General features: G+C 71.5%; 17 protein-coding genes. 10 read left to right on the forward strand and 7 right to left on the reverse strand.

Annotated elements, in window-relative coordinates:
• Positions 1–133 precede the first annotated feature (133 nt).
• The 6 genes from AC2IPW_RS21315 (at position 134) to AC2IPW_RS21340 (ending at position 6,592) form a co-directional block, all read left to right on the forward strand.
• The gene (locus AC2IPW_RS21315) at positions 134–889 is read left to right on the forward strand and encodes a class I SAM-dependent methyltransferase (protein WP_040784250.1); all 756 of its coding nucleotides are present in this window, start codon (positions 134–136) and stop codon (positions 887–889) included.
• Positions 889–1,773: an ROK family protein gene (locus tag AC2IPW_RS21320; protein ID WP_416061903.1), complete on the forward strand. Its 885-nt coding sequence runs from the start codon at positions 889–891 to the stop codon at positions 1,771–1,773. Before AC2IPW_RS21315 ends, AC2IPW_RS21320 begins: the two co-directional genes overlap by 1 nt.
• Before the next feature lie 80 nt (positions 1,774–1,853).
• Complete coding sequence (locus AC2IPW_RS21325) at positions 1,854–2,768, forward strand: dienelactone hydrolase family protein (RefSeq protein WP_416061904.1); 915 nt, start codon at positions 1,854–1,856, stop codon at positions 2,766–2,768.
• A 70-nt stretch (positions 2,769–2,838) separates the two neighbouring features.
• Positions 2,839–3,978 (forward strand): phosphotransferase family protein, encoded by a 1,140-nt coding sequence (locus AC2IPW_RS21330; RefSeq protein ID WP_289380167.1) that lies wholly within the window; start codon positions 2,839–2,841, stop codon positions 3,976–3,978.
• Positions 3,975–5,114 (forward strand): Rv3169 family protein, encoded by a 1,140-nt coding sequence (locus tag AC2IPW_RS21335; RefSeq protein WP_486375614.1) that lies wholly within the window; start codon positions 3,975–3,977, stop codon positions 5,112–5,114. Before AC2IPW_RS21330 ends, AC2IPW_RS21335 begins: the two co-directional genes overlap by 4 nt.
• 29 nt (positions 5,115–5,143) lie before the next feature.
• On the forward strand, positions 5,144–6,592 hold the full coding sequence (locus tag AC2IPW_RS21340; RefSeq protein WP_486375615.1) for an aldehyde dehydrogenase: 1,449 nt from the start codon (positions 5,144–5,146) through the stop codon (positions 6,590–6,592).
• Between the two features lie 87 nt (positions 6,593–6,679).
• Here AC2IPW_RS21340 and epsC read toward each other — a convergent pair whose 3' ends face one another.
• Both epsC and cysK read right to left on the reverse strand, forming a co-directional pair.
• Complete coding sequence (epsC, locus tag AC2IPW_RS21345) at positions 6,680–7,258, reverse strand: serine O-acetyltransferase EpsC (RefSeq protein ID WP_040784247.1); 579 nt, start codon at positions 7,256–7,258, stop codon at positions 6,680–6,682.
• A gap of 7 nt (positions 7,259–7,265) precedes the next feature.
• Entirely contained in the window at positions 7,266–8,201 is a 936-nt protein-coding gene (gene cysK / locus AC2IPW_RS21350) for a cysteine synthase A (RefSeq protein WP_003939081.1), read from the reverse strand.
• Between the two features lie 252 nt (positions 8,202–8,453).
• Here cysK and AC2IPW_RS21355 point away from each other — a divergent pair, with 252 nt between their 5' ends.
• Positions 8,454–8,930 (forward strand): VOC family protein, encoded by a 477-nt coding sequence (locus tag AC2IPW_RS21355; RefSeq protein ID WP_054375073.1) that lies wholly within the window; start codon positions 8,454–8,456, stop codon positions 8,928–8,930.
• 79 nt (positions 8,931–9,009) lie between these two features.
• Here the strand turns inward: AC2IPW_RS21355 and AC2IPW_RS21360 are convergent, their stop codons facing one another.
• From AC2IPW_RS21360 to AC2IPW_RS21375, 4 genes are all read right to left on the reverse strand, one after another.
• The gene (locus AC2IPW_RS21360; RefSeq protein ID WP_003939079.1) at positions 9,010–10,839 is read right to left on the reverse strand and encodes a phosphoenolpyruvate carboxykinase (GTP); all 1,830 of its coding nucleotides are present in this window, start codon (positions 10,837–10,839) and stop codon (positions 9,010–9,012) included.
• A 278-nt stretch (positions 10,840–11,117) separates the two neighbouring features.
• A complete protein-coding gene (locus AC2IPW_RS21365; protein WP_486375616.1) occupies positions 11,118–11,462 on the reverse strand; it encodes a DUF6802 family protein in 345 nt (114 codons plus the stop codon).
• Positions 11,463–11,472: 10 nt separating this feature from the next.
• Positions 11,473–12,912, reverse strand: coding sequence for a hypothetical protein (locus AC2IPW_RS21370; RefSeq protein ID WP_486375617.1), 1,440 nt, complete (start codon positions 12,910–12,912; stop codon positions 11,473–11,475).
• The gene (locus AC2IPW_RS21375) at positions 12,909–13,490 is read right to left on the reverse strand and encodes a hypothetical protein (protein ID WP_486375618.1); all 582 of its coding nucleotides are present in this window, start codon (positions 13,488–13,490) and stop codon (positions 12,909–12,911) included. Before AC2IPW_RS21375 ends, AC2IPW_RS21370 begins: the two co-directional genes overlap by 4 nt.
• A gap of 105 nt (positions 13,491–13,595) precedes the next feature.
• Between AC2IPW_RS21375 and trmB the strand changes: the two genes are divergently transcribed.
• Genes trmB through AC2IPW_RS21390 form a run of 3 tightly spaced genes read left to right on the forward strand, consistent with a single transcriptional unit; the run spans position 13,596 to position 18,178 of the window.
• Positions 13,596–14,378 (forward strand): tRNA (guanosine(46)-N7)-methyltransferase TrmB, encoded by a 783-nt coding sequence (gene trmB / locus AC2IPW_RS21380; protein ID WP_193788867.1) that lies wholly within the window; start codon positions 13,596–13,598, stop codon positions 14,376–14,378.
• Entirely contained in the window at positions 14,375–15,067 is a 693-nt protein-coding gene (locus AC2IPW_RS21385; RefSeq protein ID WP_054375337.1) for an NYN domain-containing protein, read from the forward strand. The genes trmB and AC2IPW_RS21385 overlap by 4 nt, the downstream gene beginning before the upstream one ends.
• 9 nt (positions 15,068–15,076) lie before the next feature.
• Positions 15,077–18,178, forward strand: coding sequence for an MMPL family transporter (locus AC2IPW_RS21390; RefSeq protein WP_486375619.1), 3,102 nt, complete (start codon positions 15,077–15,079; stop codon positions 18,176–18,178).
• Between the two features lie 9 nt (positions 18,179–18,187).
• Here AC2IPW_RS21390 and AC2IPW_RS21395 read toward each other — a convergent pair whose 3' ends face one another.
• The gene (locus AC2IPW_RS21395) at positions 18,188–20,008 is read right to left on the reverse strand and encodes a DUF2339 domain-containing protein (protein ID WP_486375620.1); all 1,821 of its coding nucleotides are present in this window, start codon (positions 20,006–20,008) and stop codon (positions 18,188–18,190) included.
• Positions 20,009–20,079 lie beyond the last annotated feature (71 nt).

Below are 20,079 nucleotides of genomic sequence, written 5' to 3' on the forward strand. Positions count from 1 at the left end.
CGTCGACGGTTGTATCCCGGAACACACTAACGGGTGCAGGGGCACCCGCGGTGGAGGGTTACCGGCGGGTAGTGCAGTGCGAGGGCCGCTATGGTTGCTCCTCGTGGTTGTTCCGACCCTGCCCGTCCCTCCGGTGGCCCGCACCTTCGCCCGGCGCGCCACCCTGCGCCGGTCCGTCGGACTGCTCGGCGACTTCCGGCACGAGCAGTCCGCACCCGAGCTGTTCTACGGTTCGCTCGCACGCGACACCGTCGACCTGATCGGTGATCTGTACGCGGGCCTGACCGGCCGGGACCTCACCGGCACGGCCGTCGTCGACGTCGGCGGCGGACCGGGATACTTCGCGGAGGTGTTCGGCGCGGCGGGCGCCCGCTACGTGCCGGTCGAGCCGGATCCGTCGGAGATGCACGCGGCCGGCCTCGCCGTGGGCGGATCGGTCCGCGGCTCGGGCCTCGCGCTGCCGCTGCGCACGGGGTCGGTGGACGTGTGCTTCTCGTCGAACGTCGCCGAGCACGTGGCGCAGCCGTGGGTGATGGCCGAGGAGATGCTGCGGGTGACGCGGCCGGGCGGATTGACGGTGCTGTCGTACACGCTGTGGTGGGGCCCGTTCGGGGGGCACGAGACCGGCCCGTGGCACGCGTTCGGCGGTGAGTACGCGGCCCGGCGGTACGCCCGCCGGCACGGCCGGGAACCGAAGAACCGGTACGGGGTCTCGTTGTTCGAGGTGGGCTGCCGCGACGGGCTGCAATGGGCACGGTCGACGCCGCACGGGGAGCTGCTGGCCGCGTTCCCCCGGTACCACCCGCGCTGGGCGTGGTGGCTGGTCCGGGTTCCCGCGCTGCGGGAGTTCCTGGTCAGCAACCTGGTGCTCGTGCTGCGCCGGCGCTGATGGTCGCGCTCGCCCTCGACGTCGGCGGCACCAAGATGGCGGCTGCCCGCGTCCGCGTCGACGGCACGCTCGACCCACCGCGGACGGTGCCGACGCCGGTGCACGGGGTGTGGGCGGCGTGCGCGCAGCTGCTGCGGCAGGCCGCCGCGGGGGGCGAGGTGACCGCCGTCGGAATAGCCAGTGCCGGACCGGTCGACGCCGGCGCCGGCTCGGTGGCGCCGATCAACATCGGCGAGTGGGCGCGCGGATTCGATCTGGCCGATGCCGTGCGCGGGCTGTTCCCGCGCGCACGGGTGCGGCTCGCGGTCGACGGGGCCGCGGCCGCGCTGGCCGAACACCGACTCGGGGCGGGCCGGGGTGCGGCCGACCTCGTCGGCGTGGTGGTCTCCACCGGCATCGGCGGTGGCCTGGTGCTGGGCGGCCGGATCGCCGGGGGCCGGACCGGCAACGCGGGCCACATCGGGCACATGGTGTCGAGCGCGGGTACCGATCCGTGTGCGTGCGGGGGCATCGGGTGCGTGGAGACCGTGGCGAGCGGGCCCGCCGCGGTGCGGTGGGCGCGGGCGCACGGCTGGTCCGGTGCCGACGGGGCGGCGCTGGCCCGCGACGCGGGTGCGGGTGATCCTGTCGCGGTGGCCGCGCTGGAACGGGCGGGGACGGCCCTGGGGGAGGTGATCGCGTCGGCCGCGGCGCTGGTCGACGTGGACCTCGTGGTGGTCGGCGGGGGATTCGCCCAGGCCGGCGCGCCGCTGTGGCAGCCGATGCGCGCGGCTGCGGCCCGGCACGCGCGGCTGCCGTTCCTGTCCGGGCTGCGGCTCGTCCCGGCGCGGCTCGCCGCCACGGGAACCCTGGCCGGCGCCGGGTTCCTCGCCGTCGCGGACTGAGCTTCGGCGCGAATCGCCCGCGCCGCGGCCCCTTCTCGCGTCACAATACGAAGGTATTGCCCTCGGGGACGGGAGCGGCCATGACGCCTTTCCAGCGCTACATCGCCGAGGAGATCGCGGTGGACCACGCCGACGGTCTGCTCACCCGCCGCGAGGCGCTGCGTCGGCTGGGGCTGATGGGGCTGAGTCTCACCGCGTCCGCCGCCCTGCTGGCGGCCTGTGCGAACGAGAACGATTCGCCCGCAACATCTTCCACCCCGACCGGGGCCGCACCCGCATCCCCGGACCGGCCGCCGCCGGGCACCGCGGAGGCCGTTGCGACGGAGCCGATCACGTTCGCCGGGCCGGAGGGACGGACGCTGCAGGGCGCGTGGGCGCCGGCGGCGGACCCCCGGGGCGCCGTGCTCGTGATCCACGAGAACAAGGGGCTCACCGACCACATCCGCTCGGTGGCCGGGCGCCTGGCCGGGGCCGGCTACTCGGCGCTCGCGATCGACCTCCTCTCCGAGGAGGGCGGCACGGCCGTGTTCACGGACCCGGCACAGGCCACGGCGGCGCTGAGCACCGTTCCGCCGCAACGGTTCTCCCAGGACATGCGGTCGGGCATCGACGAACTGACCCGGCGGGTACCCGATCGGGGCATCGGCGCCGTGGGATTCTGCTTCGGCGGCGGTATGACCTGGCTGCTGCTGACGACCGGCGACCCGCGCGTCGCGGCGGCCGTCCCGTTCTACGGACCGCTGCCCGACGCTGCCGACTTCGCCGGCTCCCGCGCCGCCGTCCTCGCGATCTACGCCGAACTCGACCAGCGGGTGAACGCCTCGCGGGACGCGGCGACCGCGGCGCTCGAGCGGGCGGGCCTGGCCCACGAGGTGGTCACCTACCCCGGCGCCGACCACGCCTTCTTCAACGACACCGGCCCCCGGTACAACGCGGACGCGGCCGCCCAGGCGTACGACCGGATGCTCGCCTGGTTCGGGACCCACCTGGCCTGACCCCTTCCGAAAACTTGTAACGTGTTCTAGTGTTCGAGGTCACAGTCCCCGGTGGCCGGAAGGAGAGCGCGTGAGCATCGACCCTGCCGCGTCGACGTCCGCCGGCCACGACGCCGAGGTCGCCCGGCCCAGCGACTCCCGGCGCGATCCCGAGCAGGTCCGGGAGAACCTGCGTTCGTGGCTCGCGACGAAGGTGACCGACCCGGTCGTCGAGAACGTGCACATCCCCGAGACCACCGGCATGTCCAGCGAGACGCTGCTGTTCGACGCCCGCTGGGACGGCGTCGACCGTCCGCTCGTCGCCCGTGTCGCCCCGGCCGAGACCGCCGTGCCCGTCTTCCCCACCTACGACCTCGAGGGCCAGGCCCGTGTCATGCGCGCCGTCGCCGAGCACTCCCGTGTGCCCGTCCCGGCTGTGCACTGGTACGAACCCGACCCCGCACCGCTCGGAGCCCCGTTCTTCGTCATGACCCGCGTCGCCGGTCGCGTACCGCCGGACGTGATGCCGTACAACTTCGGCTCCTGGGTCACCGAGGCCGGCGACGCCGAGCGCGCCGCCATGCAGGACGCCTGCGTCGAGGTGCTCGCCGGGGTCCACGGCGTCCCGCCGGCGAGCGCCGGGCTGGGACCGGCCGGCACCGTCGCCGACGCCGTCCGGGCGCACCTGGACCGTCAGCGCGCCTACTACGAATGGACCACCCGCACCGGTGGTCCCCGCTCCCCGCTCGTCGAGCGGGCGCTCACCTGGCTCGACACCCACCGTCCCGACGACCGCTCCCCCGCGGTGCTGTGCTGGGGCGACGCGCGGATCGGCAACATCCTCTTCGACGGGTTCCGGCCCGTCGCGGTGCTCGACTGGGAACTGGCCACCCTGGGCGCCCGCGAGATGGACCTGGCCTGGATGACGTTCCTGCACCGGTTCTTCGAGGACATCGCCGTCGCCGCCGGGCTCCCGGGCCTGCCGGACTTCCTGCGTCTCGACGACGTGGCCCGCACGTACGCGCAGCGCACCGGTCACGTCCCCCGCGACCTGCACTTCTACACCGTCCACGCGGCGCTGCAGCACGCGATCATCATGCTGCGCATCCACACTCGCGCGGTGCACTTCGGGCAGGCGGAACCACCCGACGACCCCGACGACGGGATCATGCACCGCGCCACCCTCGAGGCGATGCTCGACGGCACCGACCGGCAGGGGCCGGCGTCGTGAGCTCCCTCTCCCCGCTGGACGACTACCCCGTCCATCAGACGGCCGAACCGATCCGGCGCGTCGCGACGTCCGATCGCAACTTCTACGACCGGTACTACTTCAACTGCTACCCCGCCGACACCGCCGACCTGTTCCTGATCGTCGGCATGGGTCAGTACCCGAATCTCGGTGTGGCCGACGCTTTCGCGGTGCTGCGCCGCGGCGACGACCACCTCGTCGTCCGGGCGTCGAAGGCACTCGGGACCGATCGGACCCACACGACCGTCGGACCGCTGCGCGTCGAGGTGCTCGAGGGACTGCAGCGGCTGCGGGTGGTCCTCGAGCCGGGTCACGCCGAGACCGCCGACCTTTCCTTCGATATCACCTTCGACGGCACCGTCCCGGCCACCGAGGAGACACCGCAGCGACTGCGCCAGCTCGAGCGCGTCGTCATGGACACGTCACGCTTCGTGCAGTCCGGCCGATGGTCGGGCACTCTCACGGTCGACAGGCAGACGCGGCAGGTGGATCCACGGACATGGCTCGGCAACCGCGACCGCTCGTGGGGCGTGCGCCCGGTCGGGGAACCGGAGCCGCCCGGACGCAAGGCGCACGAGGGCACGCCCGGCTTCTTCTGGATCTATTCGGTGATGCAGTTCGAGAACGACACGCTCGTCACGATCGTGCAGGAGGACGACCAGGGTCGGCGTCTGGTCGAGGAGGCGATCCGGATCCGGTCCGGCGCCGAGCCCGAGTGGCTGGGCCGGCCGGAACACCGGCTGGTGTTCGCGCCGGGCACCCGCAACGTCACGGGGGCGGTACTGACGTTCCACCGGCCCGGGTCCGAAGTCGTGACCGTCGACTGCGAACTGCTGGTGCCGAACCTGCTCGCCGTCGGTACCGGCTACGGGCTCGAGCAGGACTGGCGGCACGGCATGTGGCAGGGCGAGCTGGTGGTGCAGTCGCTGCGCCGCGACGTCCGCGAGATCGACCCGGCGTTGCTGCTGTTCTGCCCCACCGACCATCTCGCGCGGTTCCGGATCACCGGTTCGGACGCGGTCGGTACGGGGCTGTTCGAGGTCGCCGTGATCGGGCCGCACCGGCAGTACGGCTTCACCGGGTTCGTCGACACCCACCCCGCCCGGTCGGACAAGTGAGCAACCGAAGATCGTTGAGGAAAGGTGACATGACCGATTACGACAAGCTCTTCATCGGCGGACGCTGGGCCGCCCCTTCCACCGACGAGCGCCTCGAGGTGTTCTCGCCGGCCACCGAGGAACGCGTCGGTTCCGTGCCGGTCGCCGGACCGCAGGACATCGACGCCGCCGTCGCCGCTGCCCGTCGCGCCTTCGACGACGGGCCGTGGTCCCGAACCACGCCGTCCGAGCGGGCCCAGGTGCTCGCCAAGGCGGCCAAGCTGATCGAGGAACGCAGCGCCGACCTCGCGGCGTCGCTGTCCGCCGAGATGGGCCAGCCGCCGGCCTCGGTGCAGATGATGCAGGTGACGCCGTCGCTGGCGACGATCAACTACTATGCGGGCCTTGCCGATTCGTTTCCCTGGACGGAGGAGCGCACCGGCGCCTTCGGACGCTCCCGGGTGACGCGCGAACCCGTCGGCGTGGTCGCCGCCGTCATCGCGTGGAACGTGCCGCTGTTCCTGATGATCAACAAGCTCGGGCCGGCCCTGCTCGCCGGCTGCACCGTCGTGCTCAAGCCCGCGCCCGAGTCGCCACTGACCACCAACGCGGTCGCCGAGATCTTCGTCGAGGCGGGCCTGCCCGAGGGCGTGCTCTCCCTCGTCCCGGGCGGTGCCGAGACCGGCGAGTACCTCGTCTCGCACCCGGACATCGACAAGATCACCTTCACCGGTTCGACCGCCGTCGGCAAGCACATCGGCGAGATCGCGGCCCGCAACCTCAAACGCTGCTCGCTCGAGCTCGGCGGCAAGTCCGCCGCCATCGTCCTCGAGGACGCCGACCTCGACTCGACGATCGCGATGCTCGTGATGTCCGGTCTGATGAACACCGGACAGGCCTGCGTCGGCCAGACCCGCATCCTCGCGCCGCGCTCGCGCTACGACGAGGTCGTCGAGAAGATGGTCGCGACCGCCGCGTTCTTCCCCGTCGGCGCCCCCGACGACGCAACCGCACAGCTCGGGCCCCTGATCTCCGCCAAGCAGCGCGACCGGGTCGAGGGCTACATCGCCAAGGGCAAGGAGGAGGGCGCGCGAGTGGTGCTCGGCGGTGGCCGGCCCGCCGGACTCGACAAGGGATACTTCGTCGAACCGACCATCTTCGCGGACGTCGACAACTCCATGACCATCGCGCGCGAGGAGATCTTCGGTCCCGTGCTGTGCGTGATCCCGTACGACAGCGTGGACGAGGCGGTGAAGATCGCCAACGACTCCGACTACGGCCTCGCCGGCTCCGTCTACACCACCGACGTCGACAAGGGCCTCGAGGTGGCGTCGCGGGTACGCACCGGCACCTACGGCATCAACTGGTACGCCTTCGACCCGGGCTCGCCGTTCGGCGGCTACAAGAATTCCGGTATCGGACGGGAGAACGGCCCTGAGGGCGTCGAGGCGTTCTGCGAGACCAAGTCGGTGCTGTACCCGCCCGGCTACGGCGCCTGACCCCCTCTCCCGGGTCTGGGCCGAATGTCACATCGGGTCGATCCAGTCGACCCGATGTGACATGCGGCCGTCAGACGGCGATGGACGTCAGATGTACATCGCGGGATCGATGTAGCACGCCGGGTCGACGAGTTCCTCGTGCGATTTGCGCGGCCGGATCGTCGCCGGGATGCCGACGGCGATCGAGTCGGCGGGGACGTCGCGGGTGACGACCGCGTTCGCGCCGATCGCGACGTCGTCGCCGATCACCACCGGCCCGAGGACCTTCGCCCCCGCGCCGATGGTGACCCGGTTGCCGATGGTCGGGTGCCGCTTCGTCCGTGCCAGCGACCGTCCGCCGAGCGTGACGCCGTGATAGATCATCACGTCTTCGCCGATCTCGGCGGTCTCTCCGATCACCACGCCCATGCCGTGGTCGACGAAGAATCGCCGGCCGATCGTCGCGCCGGGGTGGATCTCGATGCCCGTGAGGAAGCGGGTGAACTGCGCCAGGATGCGGGCAGGTCCCCGCAGCGCCGGCCGCGCCCACATCCGGTGTGCCAGCCTGTGCGACCAGATCGCGTGCAGGCCCGAGTACACGAGGGCGTTCTCCATGTCACCACGCGACGCCGGATCGTGGCCCCGGGCCGCCTGCAGGTCTTCCCGGAGGGTACGCAGAACACTCACGATTCGTTCAGTCCCGGATGTGCTCGAACAGCGGAGTGGAGATGTACCGCTCGCCGAAGTCGCAGACCACGGCGACGATGAGCTTGCCGGCATTCTCCGGGCGCTTCGCCAGTTCCAGCGCCGCCCACACGATCGCACCGGACGAGATGCCGCCGAGGATGCCCTCCTGCGTGCCGAGATCCCGGCCCACGCGCACGGCGTCGTCGAACGAGACGTCGACGATCTCGTCGTAGACCGCGCGATCGAGCACGTCCGGCACGAAGTTCGCGCCGATGCCCTGAATCTTGTGCGGGCCCGGCTGCCCGCCGGTGAGGATCGGCGAATCGATGGGCTCGACGCCGACGATCTTCACCTCCGGCTTGTATTCCTTGAGCCTGCGGCCCGCTCCGGTGATGGTGCCGCCGGTGCCGATGCCGGCGACGAAGATGTCGACCTCCCCGCCGGTGTCCTTCCAGATCTCCTCACCGGTGGTGTTGTAGTGGATCTCCGGGTTCGCCGGGTTCGCGAACTGGCGGGCGAGGATCGCGTTCTCGGTCTTCGCGACGATCTCCTCCGCCTTCGACACCGCGCCGGCCATACCCTCGGAGCCGGGGGTCAGGACGATCTCGGCGCCGAACGCCCGCAGCATCACGCGCCGCTCGGTGGACATCGTCTCGGGCATCGTCAGGATGACCTTGTAGCCGCGTGCGGCACCGACCATCGCCAGCGCGATGCCGGTGTTGCCGCTGGTCCCCTCGACGATCGTCCCACCGGGACGCAGCTCGCCGGACTTCTCGGCCGCGTCGATGATCGCCACGCCGATCCGGTCCTTGACGCTGTTGGCCGGGTTGTAGAATTCGAGCTTCACCGCGACCTGGGCGTCGAGCCCCTCGGTCAGCCGGTTCAGCCGCACGATCGGGGTTCGCCCGACCAGCTCGGTGACATTGTTGTAGATACCGCTCATGGGCCCGATCCTCCTCCCGGTCGCAGTGCCGACCGGATTGGTTCCGTCGTCACCTATTGCATCATTCCGCCGGATGCCCGATTCACGTGGGGAGCCGACAACGGCCCTACCGCGAACCCCTCTCCGCGGAACTGACCGAATGTCACATTCCTTCGATCGAATCGAACCTATGTGACATTCGGTCCGTGGCACGGGACGAAGGATGTCGGAAACGTCCAATACTGCAGCTCGTGACGACGCCAGACTGGTCGCATGACGCATTCCGTGAAACCGATTCCCACCGGCTACACCGCCCTCACACCGTTCCTCGTCGTGGACGGTGCGGCCCGCGCCGTCGAGTTCTACCGCACCGTGTTCGGCGCCGAGGTCGTCGACCGCACCGACGGACCCGACGGCACGATCGCCCACGCCGAACTGGACTTCGGCAGCGGCCGGCTCCAGCTGAGCGACCCCGCGCCGGCCATGGGCCTGCGCGCCCCGGACGGGACGAACGTCGTCGACCATTCCTACGTGCTGTACTGCACCGACGTCGACGCGACGTTCGTCCGGGCCGTCGAGCAGGGGGCGCAGGTCTTCGAGGAACCGTCGACGTTCGTCACCGGGGACCGGTTCGGGACGATCCTCGATCCGTTCGGGCACCGGTGGGCGATCATGACGCGGGTCGAGGACGTCCCGCCCGAGGAGGCACGACGTCGCATCGACGAATGGCTCACGAGCCGGTCGTCCTGAGCAGCCGGCACCCCTGAAACGCCGAATGTCACATCGGATCGATCCAAGCGATCCGATGTGACATTCGGTCGGTCAGGCGTCAGCCGAGGCGCTGCTTCAGGGCCTCGAACTCGTCACGGATGCCGGAGGGCACCTTCTCACCGAGGAACTCGAAGTACTCCTCGATCAGGGGCAGCTCTTCCTTCCACTCCGCCACGTCGACCTTCAGTGCCTCGTCGACGTCGTCGCGGTCGACGTCGAGGCCCTCGAGGTCGAGGTCCGCGGCCGACGGCACGAAGCCGATGGGCGTGGACTGGGCGCCGGCCCGGTGCTCGATGCGGTCGACGATCCACTTGAGCACTCGGGAGTTCTCGCCGAAGCCCGGCCACAGGAAGCGGCCGTCGTCACCGCGACGGAACCAGTTCACGTAGAAGATCTTCGGCAGCTTGTCCGAGTCGGCGGACTTGCCGATGTTGATCCAATGGTTCAGGTAGTCGCCGGCGTTGTACCCGATGAACGGCAGCATCGCCATGGGGTCACGACGGACGGTGCCGACCTTGCCCTCTGCGGCGGCGGTCTGCTCGGACGACAGCGTCGCACCGAGGAAGGTGCCGTGCTGCCAGTCGAGGGACTCGCTCACCAGCGGCACCGTCGTCTTGCGGCGACCGCCGAACAGGATCGCGGAGATCGGCACGCCCTGCGGATCGTCCCACTCGGGCGCGAGGATCGGGCACTGCGACATCGGGGTGCAGTACCGCGAGTTCGGGTGCGCGGCCGGGGTGCCGGACTCGGGAGTCCAGTCGTTGCCCTTCCAGTCCGTGAGGTGCTGCGGATCGCCCTCGAGCCCCTCCCACCACACGTCGCCGTCGTCGGTCAGCGCGACGTTGGTGTACAGCGTGTTGCCGGCCTCCATCGTCTTCATGGCGTTGGGGTTGGAGCCGTGGTTCGTGCCGGGCGCGACGCCGAAGAAGCCGTACTCGGGGTTGACCGCGTACAGCCGGCCGTCCTCACCGAACCGCATCCACGCGATGTCGTCGCCGAGGGTCTCGGCGCGCCAGCCCGGGATGGTCGGCTGGATCATCGCGAGGTTGGTCTTGCCGCAGGCGCTCGGGAACGCGGCCGCGATGTAGTAGGCCTTGTCCTCCGGCGAGATCAGCTTGAGGATCAGCATGTGCTCGGCGAGCCAGCCCTCGTCGTGCGCCATGGCCGACGCGATACGCAGCGAGTAGCACTTCTTGCCGAGGAGGGCGTTGCCGCCGTAGCCGGAGCCGTAGCTCCAGATCTCCCGGTCCTCCGGGAAGTGGGTGATGTACTTGGTGTCGTTGCACGGCCACGGCACGTCCTTCTGGCCGGGCTCGAGCGGTGCACCCACGGAGTGCAGGGCCTTGACGAAGGGCTTGTCGGTGCCCAGCTTCTCCAGGGCCGCGGTGCCCATGCGGGTCATGATCCGCATGGAGACGACGACGTACTCCGAGTCGGTGATCTCGACGCCGAGCTTCGGGTCGTCCGCGCCGAGCGGGCCCATGCAGAACGGCACCACGTAGAGGGTGCGTCCGCGCATGCTGCCGCGGTACAGCTCGGTCATGGTGGCCCGCATCTCGGCCGGGTCCATCCAGTTGTTGGTGGGTCCGGCATCGACCTCGTTGCGCGAGCAGATGAAGGTGCGCGACTCGACGCGCGCGACGTCCGACGGGTCGGAGTTACCCAGGAAGGAATTGGGCTTCTTCTCGTCGTCGAGGCGGGTGAAGGTCCCTGCCTCGACCAGCTGGGTGGTCAGCCGGTCCCATTCCTCGTCGGACCCGTCGGCCCAGACGACCCGGTCCGGCTGAGTGAGTTCGGCGACCTCCTGTACCCATGCGAGCAGCTCGGCGTGCTGGGTCGGGGGCGTGCCGTCGGTGCCGTTCAGACCGGGAATGGTCACTGAGGTCATCAAACTCTCCTGGGGTGCGCCGGAACCGGATCCCTCCCCCGACCTGCGACGAACCGTCCCAGGGACCAGCGGCGGACCCGGACTCCCCCTCTCGGCAGGGGTACCACCCGCTTCCTCCGTGGCCGAACGGACGAGGCGGGCGCCGGATGTCCTATTCATAGAGGTTAACGCCGGACTTCGGGGTGATGGCAATCGGGGCCGGTCGGAAATGTCACAGAAACGATTCAGAGGGGCGACAGCGTACCCGCCTCACACCCTCTCGGCACAGGCGATTTGTCTCACTTTTCCCCATCCAGGTGACCTTCGTCAATGCGGGTCCAGGACTCTGCCCCGTCGACGTCGCACCGGAACTGCCACACGCCGAACCGTCCGTCGTCGCCGAGTTCGGTGACCCGGTCGAACCAGCCGTCGGCGTCGGTGTCCGACGCGACGACGAGGGCCTCCGCGGTGGTGAACGTGACGGTCTCGGGCAGGCCGTCGCCGTCGACGTCCACGGGCGGGGGCAGTGCAGCCGGGCCGACCGGGTCGAGCAGGGCCGGGACCAGTCCCGGGACGAACGACGGACGTCCCGGGACGGGTGGACCGGGTTCCCCGTCGTCGATGTCGATCGAACCGTCCACCATCGTGCGCTCCTCACTCCCGTGCCCCACCGTCGGATGCCGTCATCGCGTTGGACGCACCCGCCCGGCCGGCGGTTCCCGCCCGGGCGAGTACCGCGAGATCGCGCTCGCAGGCGGCCAGCTTCCCGGCCCGGTCCTCGGCGCGACGTCGCAGTTCGTCGTCGACGGCGGCGATGCGCTCCCGCGCGGCGGCGATCCGGGCGGCACGCGCGGTGGCGACGGCGGCCGCGAGCCGGGCCTCGGCGTCGACGAGGCGCTCGAGCGCGACGGCCTCGAGTTCGGCCCGCACGTCGACGAGTTCCTCGAGCGCCCACCGGCGCATCCGATCCCGATCGGCGAGCCGGCGGCGTATCCGCACCAGCCACCACGCGGCCGCCGCGCCGAGCAGCAGGCTCAGCGGTACCGTCGCCAGCTCGAGCCCGGGCACCAGGGACAGTGGGGACACCGCGACCCGTCCCAGTCCGGCCGCCGCCGAAGCACCGATCACCACGGTGAGGCGGTCCTCCACGGAACGTCGTGGGGAGGGCGGCGCGAGACGCGGAGGCGCCACCGGCGGTCCGGCCGGTCGCTGTTCGATCGGATCGAGGCGGGCCAGCCGCGCGGTGACGACCGCGTCCACCCGGACGTACAGGCCGCGCACCGCGTCGTCGAGCAGATCCGGCACGAGCGCCGGATCCACCGACTCGAGTGCGTCGCGGACCTCGGCGGACGCCGCCCGGACGGCCGCCGCCACGGCCTGCGCGGTGTCGAGGCGGGCCCGTTGCAGCTCGGCTCGGAGACTGCCGTCGTCGGTGGGAGTGGACGCGCACAGGCTCCATCGCGCCCGTTCGGCGCGCAGTGCCGCGGTGTCGTCGCCGGCGCGCAACTCGGCGGCCGCGCGGATCACGAGGTGGCGGGTCTCGGCGACGACGGCGGTACGCAGGGCCCGGTCCGTGTGCGGGCCCGCGACGAGCGCCGCCGTCAGGGCCTCGTGCAGGTCCACGATCCCGGATTCGAGTCGCAGCACCGCGCCCGCGTCGCCGCCGACGACGCGGGCGCGGGCGGCGAGCGACGCCCCGACGGGCAGCAGGGCCACCGGACCGAGCCAGGGCGCGTGCCGCTGCAGCAGGGCGACGTCCCGGTCGTGCACGTCCCGCCAGTCCGGGTGCGCGTCGATGCCGGTGAGGGCGCACACCACGCGGCCGGCGCCCCGTCCGGCGGACTCGAGGACGGCGAGTTCGGTCCGGCCGAGGTAGGCCGAGGCCTCGAACACCATGAGCACGACGGTCGCGGGACCGTCGCGGACGTACTCCGGGGCAGCGTCGAGCGCGGAGAGTTCGTCGACGAGGACTGCGCAACCGCAACCGTCGACCCCGGCCACCCGGACCCGCGGCGGGCCCACCGGTGCGTGCAGCCGAGCCCATCCGTCCGGGTTCCAGCGGCGCACGACGTCGCCGACATCGGCCGGGATCACCACTCCGACCCGAGGAGATCGTCGAGGACGGATTCGATGACGTCGCGGGCTCGCGGGCCGGCCGCGATGCCGGCCAGGTCGCGGGCGAGCGCGGCGGCGCGGCGGCGGCGCGCGGATCCGAGCCGGTGGGCCACCGCCGCCGGCGCCGACCCGGGCGCGAGGACCGGCCGTCGCACCTGCGCGGCGGCGTGGGCGAATGCGGCGTCGGCGTCGTCGAGTCCCTCGGTCCGATCGAGCACGACGACGAGTCGTTCGGCGTCGACGGTGAGGAGCGCCGCCAGATCGGCGGGGTGCGCCCGCGCGGCGAGGACGAGGAGGACGACGTCCGCGTCGAGGACCGGTTCGAGCCGGTCCGGCGAGTCGAGTTCCGCGGCCTCGACGCGCGCGACCGCCGCCTCGACGGCGCTGCGGAGGGTGGGACGGACGGCCCCGCCGCGACCGGCGATCTGCACCCGCAGCGGGGCGTCGTGCCGCTCGAGGGCGCGCTGGGCCTGCCGGCCGGCTCCGGCGTCGAACCGGCCGATGTCCTCGACGATGTGCCGCCAACGAGCGTGCGCGACCCCCGCATCCCCCACCATGACCACCCCCGTGTGTCGCCGCCGATTCTGACAGAGGGGGCGGGCGACGGCAGCGGCCCGGGGCGTCGGCACCCTGAGAAAACACTGTGGTCACTTCAGTCCCTCCTGCCACACACTCCGTCGATACGCGACAATGGTCGGGTGAACGACGCCGATCTGGACACGACCGAGACGCTGGAGCAGGGCCCGACCCGAGGAAACCGTCTGTACCCGCGGGTGACGAGTTTCCGCTCGCGGCGGGGTGCGCTGACGCTCCCGCAGCAGGAGTCGTGGGACCGCTGCTGGCCCGAGCTGGGCCGCGACGTCGGCGACGACCGGCTCGACATGGATGCCTGGTTCGGCCGCTCCGCACCGGTCGTGCTGGAGATCGGCTCCGGCACCGGAACCGCCGCGGTGACGATGGCCCGTGCCGAACCACACGTGAATCTCGTCGCCGTCGAGGTCTACAAGCCCGGTATCGCGCAGACCCTGCAGCAGATCGAGCGCACCTACGACACCGACACGCCGATCCGGAACCTGCGGATCCTGCGCGGCGACGCCGTCGAGGTACTGGAGCACATGGTGGCCCCCGAGTCGCTGACCGGAGTGCGGGTCTTCTTCCCCGACCCGTGGCCCAAGGCCCGCCACCACAAGCGGCGGCTCCTGCAGCCCCCGACGTTCGCCCTGATCGCGAGCCGGCTGCAGCCGGGCGGCGTGCTGCACGTCGCGACCGACCACGCCGAGTACGCCGAAGCCATCGCCGAGGCGGGCAACGCCGAGCCGTTGCTGACGAGCCTCGACTGGGAGTCCCCCATCAGCCACGAACGGCCCGTCACGAAGTTCGAGGACAAGGCGCAGCGGGTGGGCAGCAGCATCACCGAGCTCGTCTGGGGGAAGATCAGGGCATGAGCGTCCACGAAGAAGTGTCCGACGTGTCCGCGGCTCCCCCGGCGGACGGCACCGAGCGGCGCGAGCGGGTGCTGCTCGTGTGGGACGCGCCGAACCTGGACATGGGTCTCGGTGCCATCCTGGGTGGCCGGCCCACCGCCGCGTACCGGCCGCGGTTCGACGCGCTCGGACGGTGGCTGCTCAGCCGCACGGCCGAACTCTCACGCACCACGACGGCCACCCTCGAGCCCGAGGCGACGGTGTTCACGAACATCGCCCCGGGCAGCGCCGACGTGGTCCGCCCGTGGGTCGAGGCGTTGCGCAACGTGGGTTTCGCGGTGTTCGCCAAGCCGAAGATCGACGAGGACAGCGACGTAGACTCCGACATGTTGCGGCACATCGCGCTGCGACGCAGTGAGGGTCTGGCGGGGGTGATGGTCGCCTCCGCCGACGGGCAGGCGTTCCGGGAACCGCTCGAGGAGATCGCCGCCACCGGCGTGGCGGTGCAGGTCCTCGGTTTCCGCGAGCACGCCAGCTGGGCGGTCACGTCCGAGGTGCTCGACTTCCTCGACCTCGAGGACATCCCGGGGGTGTTCCGCGAGCCGCTGCCACGCGTGAGCCTGGACTCGCTGCCCGACGAGGGCGCCTGGTTGCAGCCGTTCCGACCGCTGTCCGCCCTGCTCGTGGGCCGCAAGAGCGTGGCCGAATAGGAGAGTTTCGTGTTCGACCGCTGGGGAGAGCTCGTCCACCGTGCGCGCTTCACCGTTATCGCGGTGATGGTCGCCGGTCTGCTCGGGCTCGCCGGGTACGGCGCGGGCCTGAGCGATCATCTCAGTCAGAGCGGCTGGGACGATCCCGGCTCGGAGTCCGTCGCCGCGGCGAAGCTGGCCGACGGCACCTTCGGCCGGGACACGAACGGCGACGTCCTCGCGCTGTACACGGCGCCGGAGGGCAGGACGGTCGACGATCCGGAGTTCGCGGCGAAGGTCAAGGACAGCCTGAACTCGCTGGTCGCCGACCACTCCGATCAGATCCTGAAGATCAACGGCGCGTACTGGCCGACGGACGGGGCCCCCGCGGTGCCCGCTCTCGCGGACGAGTCCCGGCAGCACGCGGTGGCGTCGATCGCCATCGCCGGCGACAACGACACAGAGCTGACCAACAACTTCCGCGACGTGAAGGACGAGTTCCTCATCGACGGGGTCGACGTGCAGCTCGCCGGCCTGCAACCGATCTCCGGCGCCCTCAACGACACGATGGCGCAGGACATCAAGCGCATGGAACTGCTCGCCATCCCGGCGGTCGGTATCCTGCTGTTCTTCGTCTTCGGCGGGGTGATCGCGGCCGCGATGCCGCTGATCACCGGCGGACTGACGGTCGTCGCCGCCAACGGCATCGTGCGGCTCATCACGAACTTCACCGAGGTGAACTCGTTCGTCGCCCCGGTGGTGTCCCTGATCGGCCTGGGTCTGGCGATCGACTACGGCCTGTTCATGGTGTCCCGGTTCCGGGAGGAACTCGCCGAGGGTTACGCCACGCCCGCCGCGATCCGCCGCACGGTGATGACGGCGGGACGCACCGTGGTGTTCTCCGCGACGATGGTCGTCACCAGCCTCGGCGGCCTGCTGCTGTTCCCGCAGGGATTCCTCAAGTCCGTCGCCTACGGCGCGATCGCGACGGTGTCCCTTGCGGCGATCACCTCGATCACACTGCTGCCCGCCATGCTGGCCATCCTCGGCAAGAACATCGACAAGTGGGGCTGGTCCCGGTTCGGGCAGATCCAGTCCAACGAACAGATCGAGAACAGCATCTGGGGACGCATCACCCGCTGGGTGATGCGCAACCCGCTCAAGGTCACGATTCCCACCGTGATCGGCCTGCTGCTGCTCATCGTGCCGCTGACCGGCATCAAGTTCGGCGGCATCAACGAGACCTACCTGCCGCCCGACCACCCGACCCGGCTCGCCCAGGAGCAGTTCGACGAACTGTTCCCCGGCCAGCGCGCCGAGCCGGTACGCATCGTCGTCCGCGGGGCCGAGGGGGGCGATCTCAACCAGATCATCCAGACGGCCAGCTCGGCGCCCGGCCTGGTGGAGAAGTTCACCATCGAAGGCCCCGCTCGGGACGGCGTCCGCGTCGTCAAGGCCGGCCTCGAGGACCGCAACAACTCTGCGGAGACCATCGACTATCTGCATGCGGCGCAGTGGCCCGACGGCGTGGAGGTACTCGTCGGCGGGACACCGGCGATCGAGCAGGATTCGATCGCCGCCCTGATGAACACGCTGCCGTTGATGGTGACGGTGGTCGTGGTGCTCACGACCCTGCTGATGTTCCTGGCCTTCGGGTCACTGGTGCTGCCGATCAAGGCGGCACTGATGAGCGCACTGGGCCTGGGCTCCACCCTCGGCATCCTCACGTGGATCTTCATCGACGGCCACGGCGCCGGCGCCCTGAACTTCACCCCCGGCCCCATCATGTCGCCGGTACTCGTACTCATCATCGCGATCATCTACGGCCTGTCCACCGACTACGAGGTGTTCCTGCTCTCCCGGATGGTCGAAGCCCGCTCGCAGGGGGCGAGCACCACCGAGTCCATCCGGATCGGCACGGCCCACACCGGCCGCATCATCACGGCCGCGGCGCTGATCCTGATCGTCGTGACCGGCGCCTTCGGCTTCTCGGAACTGGTGATGATGAAGTACATCGCCTACGGCATGATCGCGGCCCTGATCATCGACGCCACCGTCATCCGCATGCTGCTCGTGCCGGCGACGATGAAGCTGCTCGGCGACGACTGCTGGTGGGCACCGGCGTGGATGAAGCGCATCCAGGCCAGGATCGGGCTCGCCGAGCCGATCCTCGACAACGAGCTCATGCCGCAGGACGTGCCGGAGCTGATCACCGTCGGCATGTTCGGTCCGGCCACCGTCGCAGCCACCGGGTCGCATCGCCTGCCGACCGTCGCCGGCGTCGCCATGGACGATCCGATGACGCAGCCGCTGCCGAAGATCGCCCCACCCCGCTCGGCCGCCGAGCAGCGGCGCGTGCGCGACCTGCAGCCACCCGTCCGCCGGTCGGCGCCCCCTCGCCCACCGCGCCCGGCGGAGCCGCCGGCACGGGCCCCGGAGGGTCGGGACCGGCCGTCCCGCCGCCCGACCGGTGCCGCCCCGGCCTCGCCGCCGGCACGGCCGCAGCAGCCGGCGGCGGCGAATCCGTCGGGCCGGATCCCGACGCCGCCGCGGCCGGCTCCCACCCCGGACAGTCCCCGCCCGCCGGCACCCGAACCCCAGCCACGCCCCGAGCGGGCGCAGGCCCCGCAACCGCAGGCCCCGCAACCGCAGGCACAGCATCCCCTGCCGCAGCGGCCCCGCCCGCAGCAGGTCCCGGACCCGCAGACGCCGCCCCCGCCCTCGAGCGGCGAGCGGGGCGGGGTTCCCCCCACGGAGAGCCGTCGCTCTGCCACGCCCCCGTTGCCTCGCCGGCAACGCGGCGACGTGCCACCGCCGGTGACCCAGACCTACGTACGCCCGCAGGCACAGCCGCAACGGCGCTCTTCCGGCGCACCGGCCCGGGACCCGCAGGCGATCGAGAACTGGCTCTCACAGCTGCGACGGGCCAACCCGCGGACGGCGGATCAGCCGGTCACCGACGATCGGGCGCAGCCGACACCGCCGGCTGAGGCCGGCGCCCCCGCCGACGACGCCCCGGCGCAGCGGTCGCAGACCGACGAGCAGGATGCGCAGGGCGGCCGGCACGGAGGAGCCGAGAACAGCCAGTCGATCAGCGTGAGCGAACTGATCGCCCGGCAGCGCCGCGACTGACCGGCCGGATCAGTCCTGGTCGTGTCCCGGCTCCGGCGAGTCGGCTTCGCGACCGGCGAACGCCTTGGCGTAGCGGGTGCCGACCGCGAGCAGTAGCAGGCCCACGACGATGAAGGCGACGACCCGCCACACCCCTTCGAGGGCGGCGAGGTCGAACAGGAAGAGCTTGGCCAGCGCGGCAGCGGTCAGCGACAGCCCCGCGGCCAGGGCGGCGTGTGCGTACTCGGTGCGCGCGAGACCGAGCGCCAGCATCGCGGTCGCCGCGATCATCCAGCAGATGGTCGCGGCGGCGTGCCCGGCGACGAACCCCGCATCCGCGCCCCCCAGGAGGACGCCGGCCGTGACGAGCGCCGTGGTCACCGCGTACAGCACCACGAGCGCCACCCCGCTCCACATCCACGGCACGCCCCGGTCCCGGACGAGATGCAGTCGTGTCGCCGTCCACGCGAACAGCAGCGTGACCGCGGCGAGCAGGACCGCCGTGACCAGCGTGGTCACGTCGAGGCGGTCCACCGCCTGCATCCGGTCGGTGAGATTCTCGATTTCGGCCCCGTCGTAGAACATCGCGCCGCCGAGCACCCAGAAGCCGAGGCCGGCGACGAACAGCAGACGCGAGCGCATCGATGCGGCCGCGCCCGCATACCCGGCGGCGACGGCAAGCAGTACCGTGGCCGACGCATCGGGGCTCGCACCGGTGAGGCACGCGTGCAGCAGCGCGAACGCCGCCACCGCGGCGGACGCCACCCGCAGCGGCCGCGACCGGGGACCGGCGAGCGCGAACAGCGCGAGGTACCCGGCGGCGGCCGTGGCTTCGAGTGCGACGGCAGGCCACCGGTCCAGCCGCAGACCGACCGTGAGCAGCGGCAGTGCCGCGACCGCCAGGCACACCGCGGCGACGACGTCGCCCGGGTCCCGGCGCAGCAGCAGCACCGCGGTGCCGGCGACGAAGACGGCCACCGCCACCGGGAATCCGACCAGCCAGGCCAGCTCGCCACGGTCGGCTAATTCGCCCCCGGCGATCGTCGCCAGCAGGACCGCGACGATCGGCACGACCCGCGCGAGATGCAGCAGCGCCCAGTTGCGCTGCCACTGGGCCGGGAAGCTCGCGACGAGCAACACCAGCAGGAAGCCGAGCAGCGGCAGCGGATCGCCCTCCGACAGGGCCGGGGCGAGCAGAGCGGCACCGAGTACGAGCAGCACGGCCAGGATCCGGTCCGACCAGCGCACCGCGAGCGCGATGCCCGCACCGGCGACGACGAGGGCGGCGGCCAGACCCGCGACGGCAGGCACCCACCGGTAGTACGCGGTCGCCGCGAAGAGCACCAGGTAGCCGCCCGCGAAACCGGTCGCGGCCAGGGCGGCACCGCCGATGCGTCCGCCCTCGCGTCGGTGCACCCGGATCCCCACGGCGACGAGCGCGACGGCCAGCACCGCACCGGAGACGACGCGGGGCACGGGACCGAAGATCCCGGCCTGCGCGGCGAGCACGAGCAGCATCACGACGCCGATGAGGGTGACCGCCACCCCCGCGACGGCGAGCACCCGGCTGATCACGCCGTCGCGCTGCCACCACGGCTCCCGCGCCGGCGCCGGCGGCGGCGGGACGACGGGCGGGACCGGCCGTGGGGGTGGCGGCGGGGTCCGCGACACGGACGGCGCGGGGGCCGGCACCGGCACCGGGGCCGGGGTGACAGCGAGGCGGTCGAGCTGGGCCCGTAGGTGCGCGACGTGCGCGCCGACGGCGAGCAGGTGCTGTTCGAGCGCGTAGCACTCGCCGGACAGCTGGGCGACGAGCCGCGGATCGAGACCGGGCGGGGTCGGCGTACTCATCCCTTCATGGTCCGCGGCTCGGCGTCCGGGGGCATGAGTATCACTACCGCAATGTTGGGCTCGTGCATCGC

Source organism: Rhodococcus sp. NS-SX18, assembly GCF_057367935.1.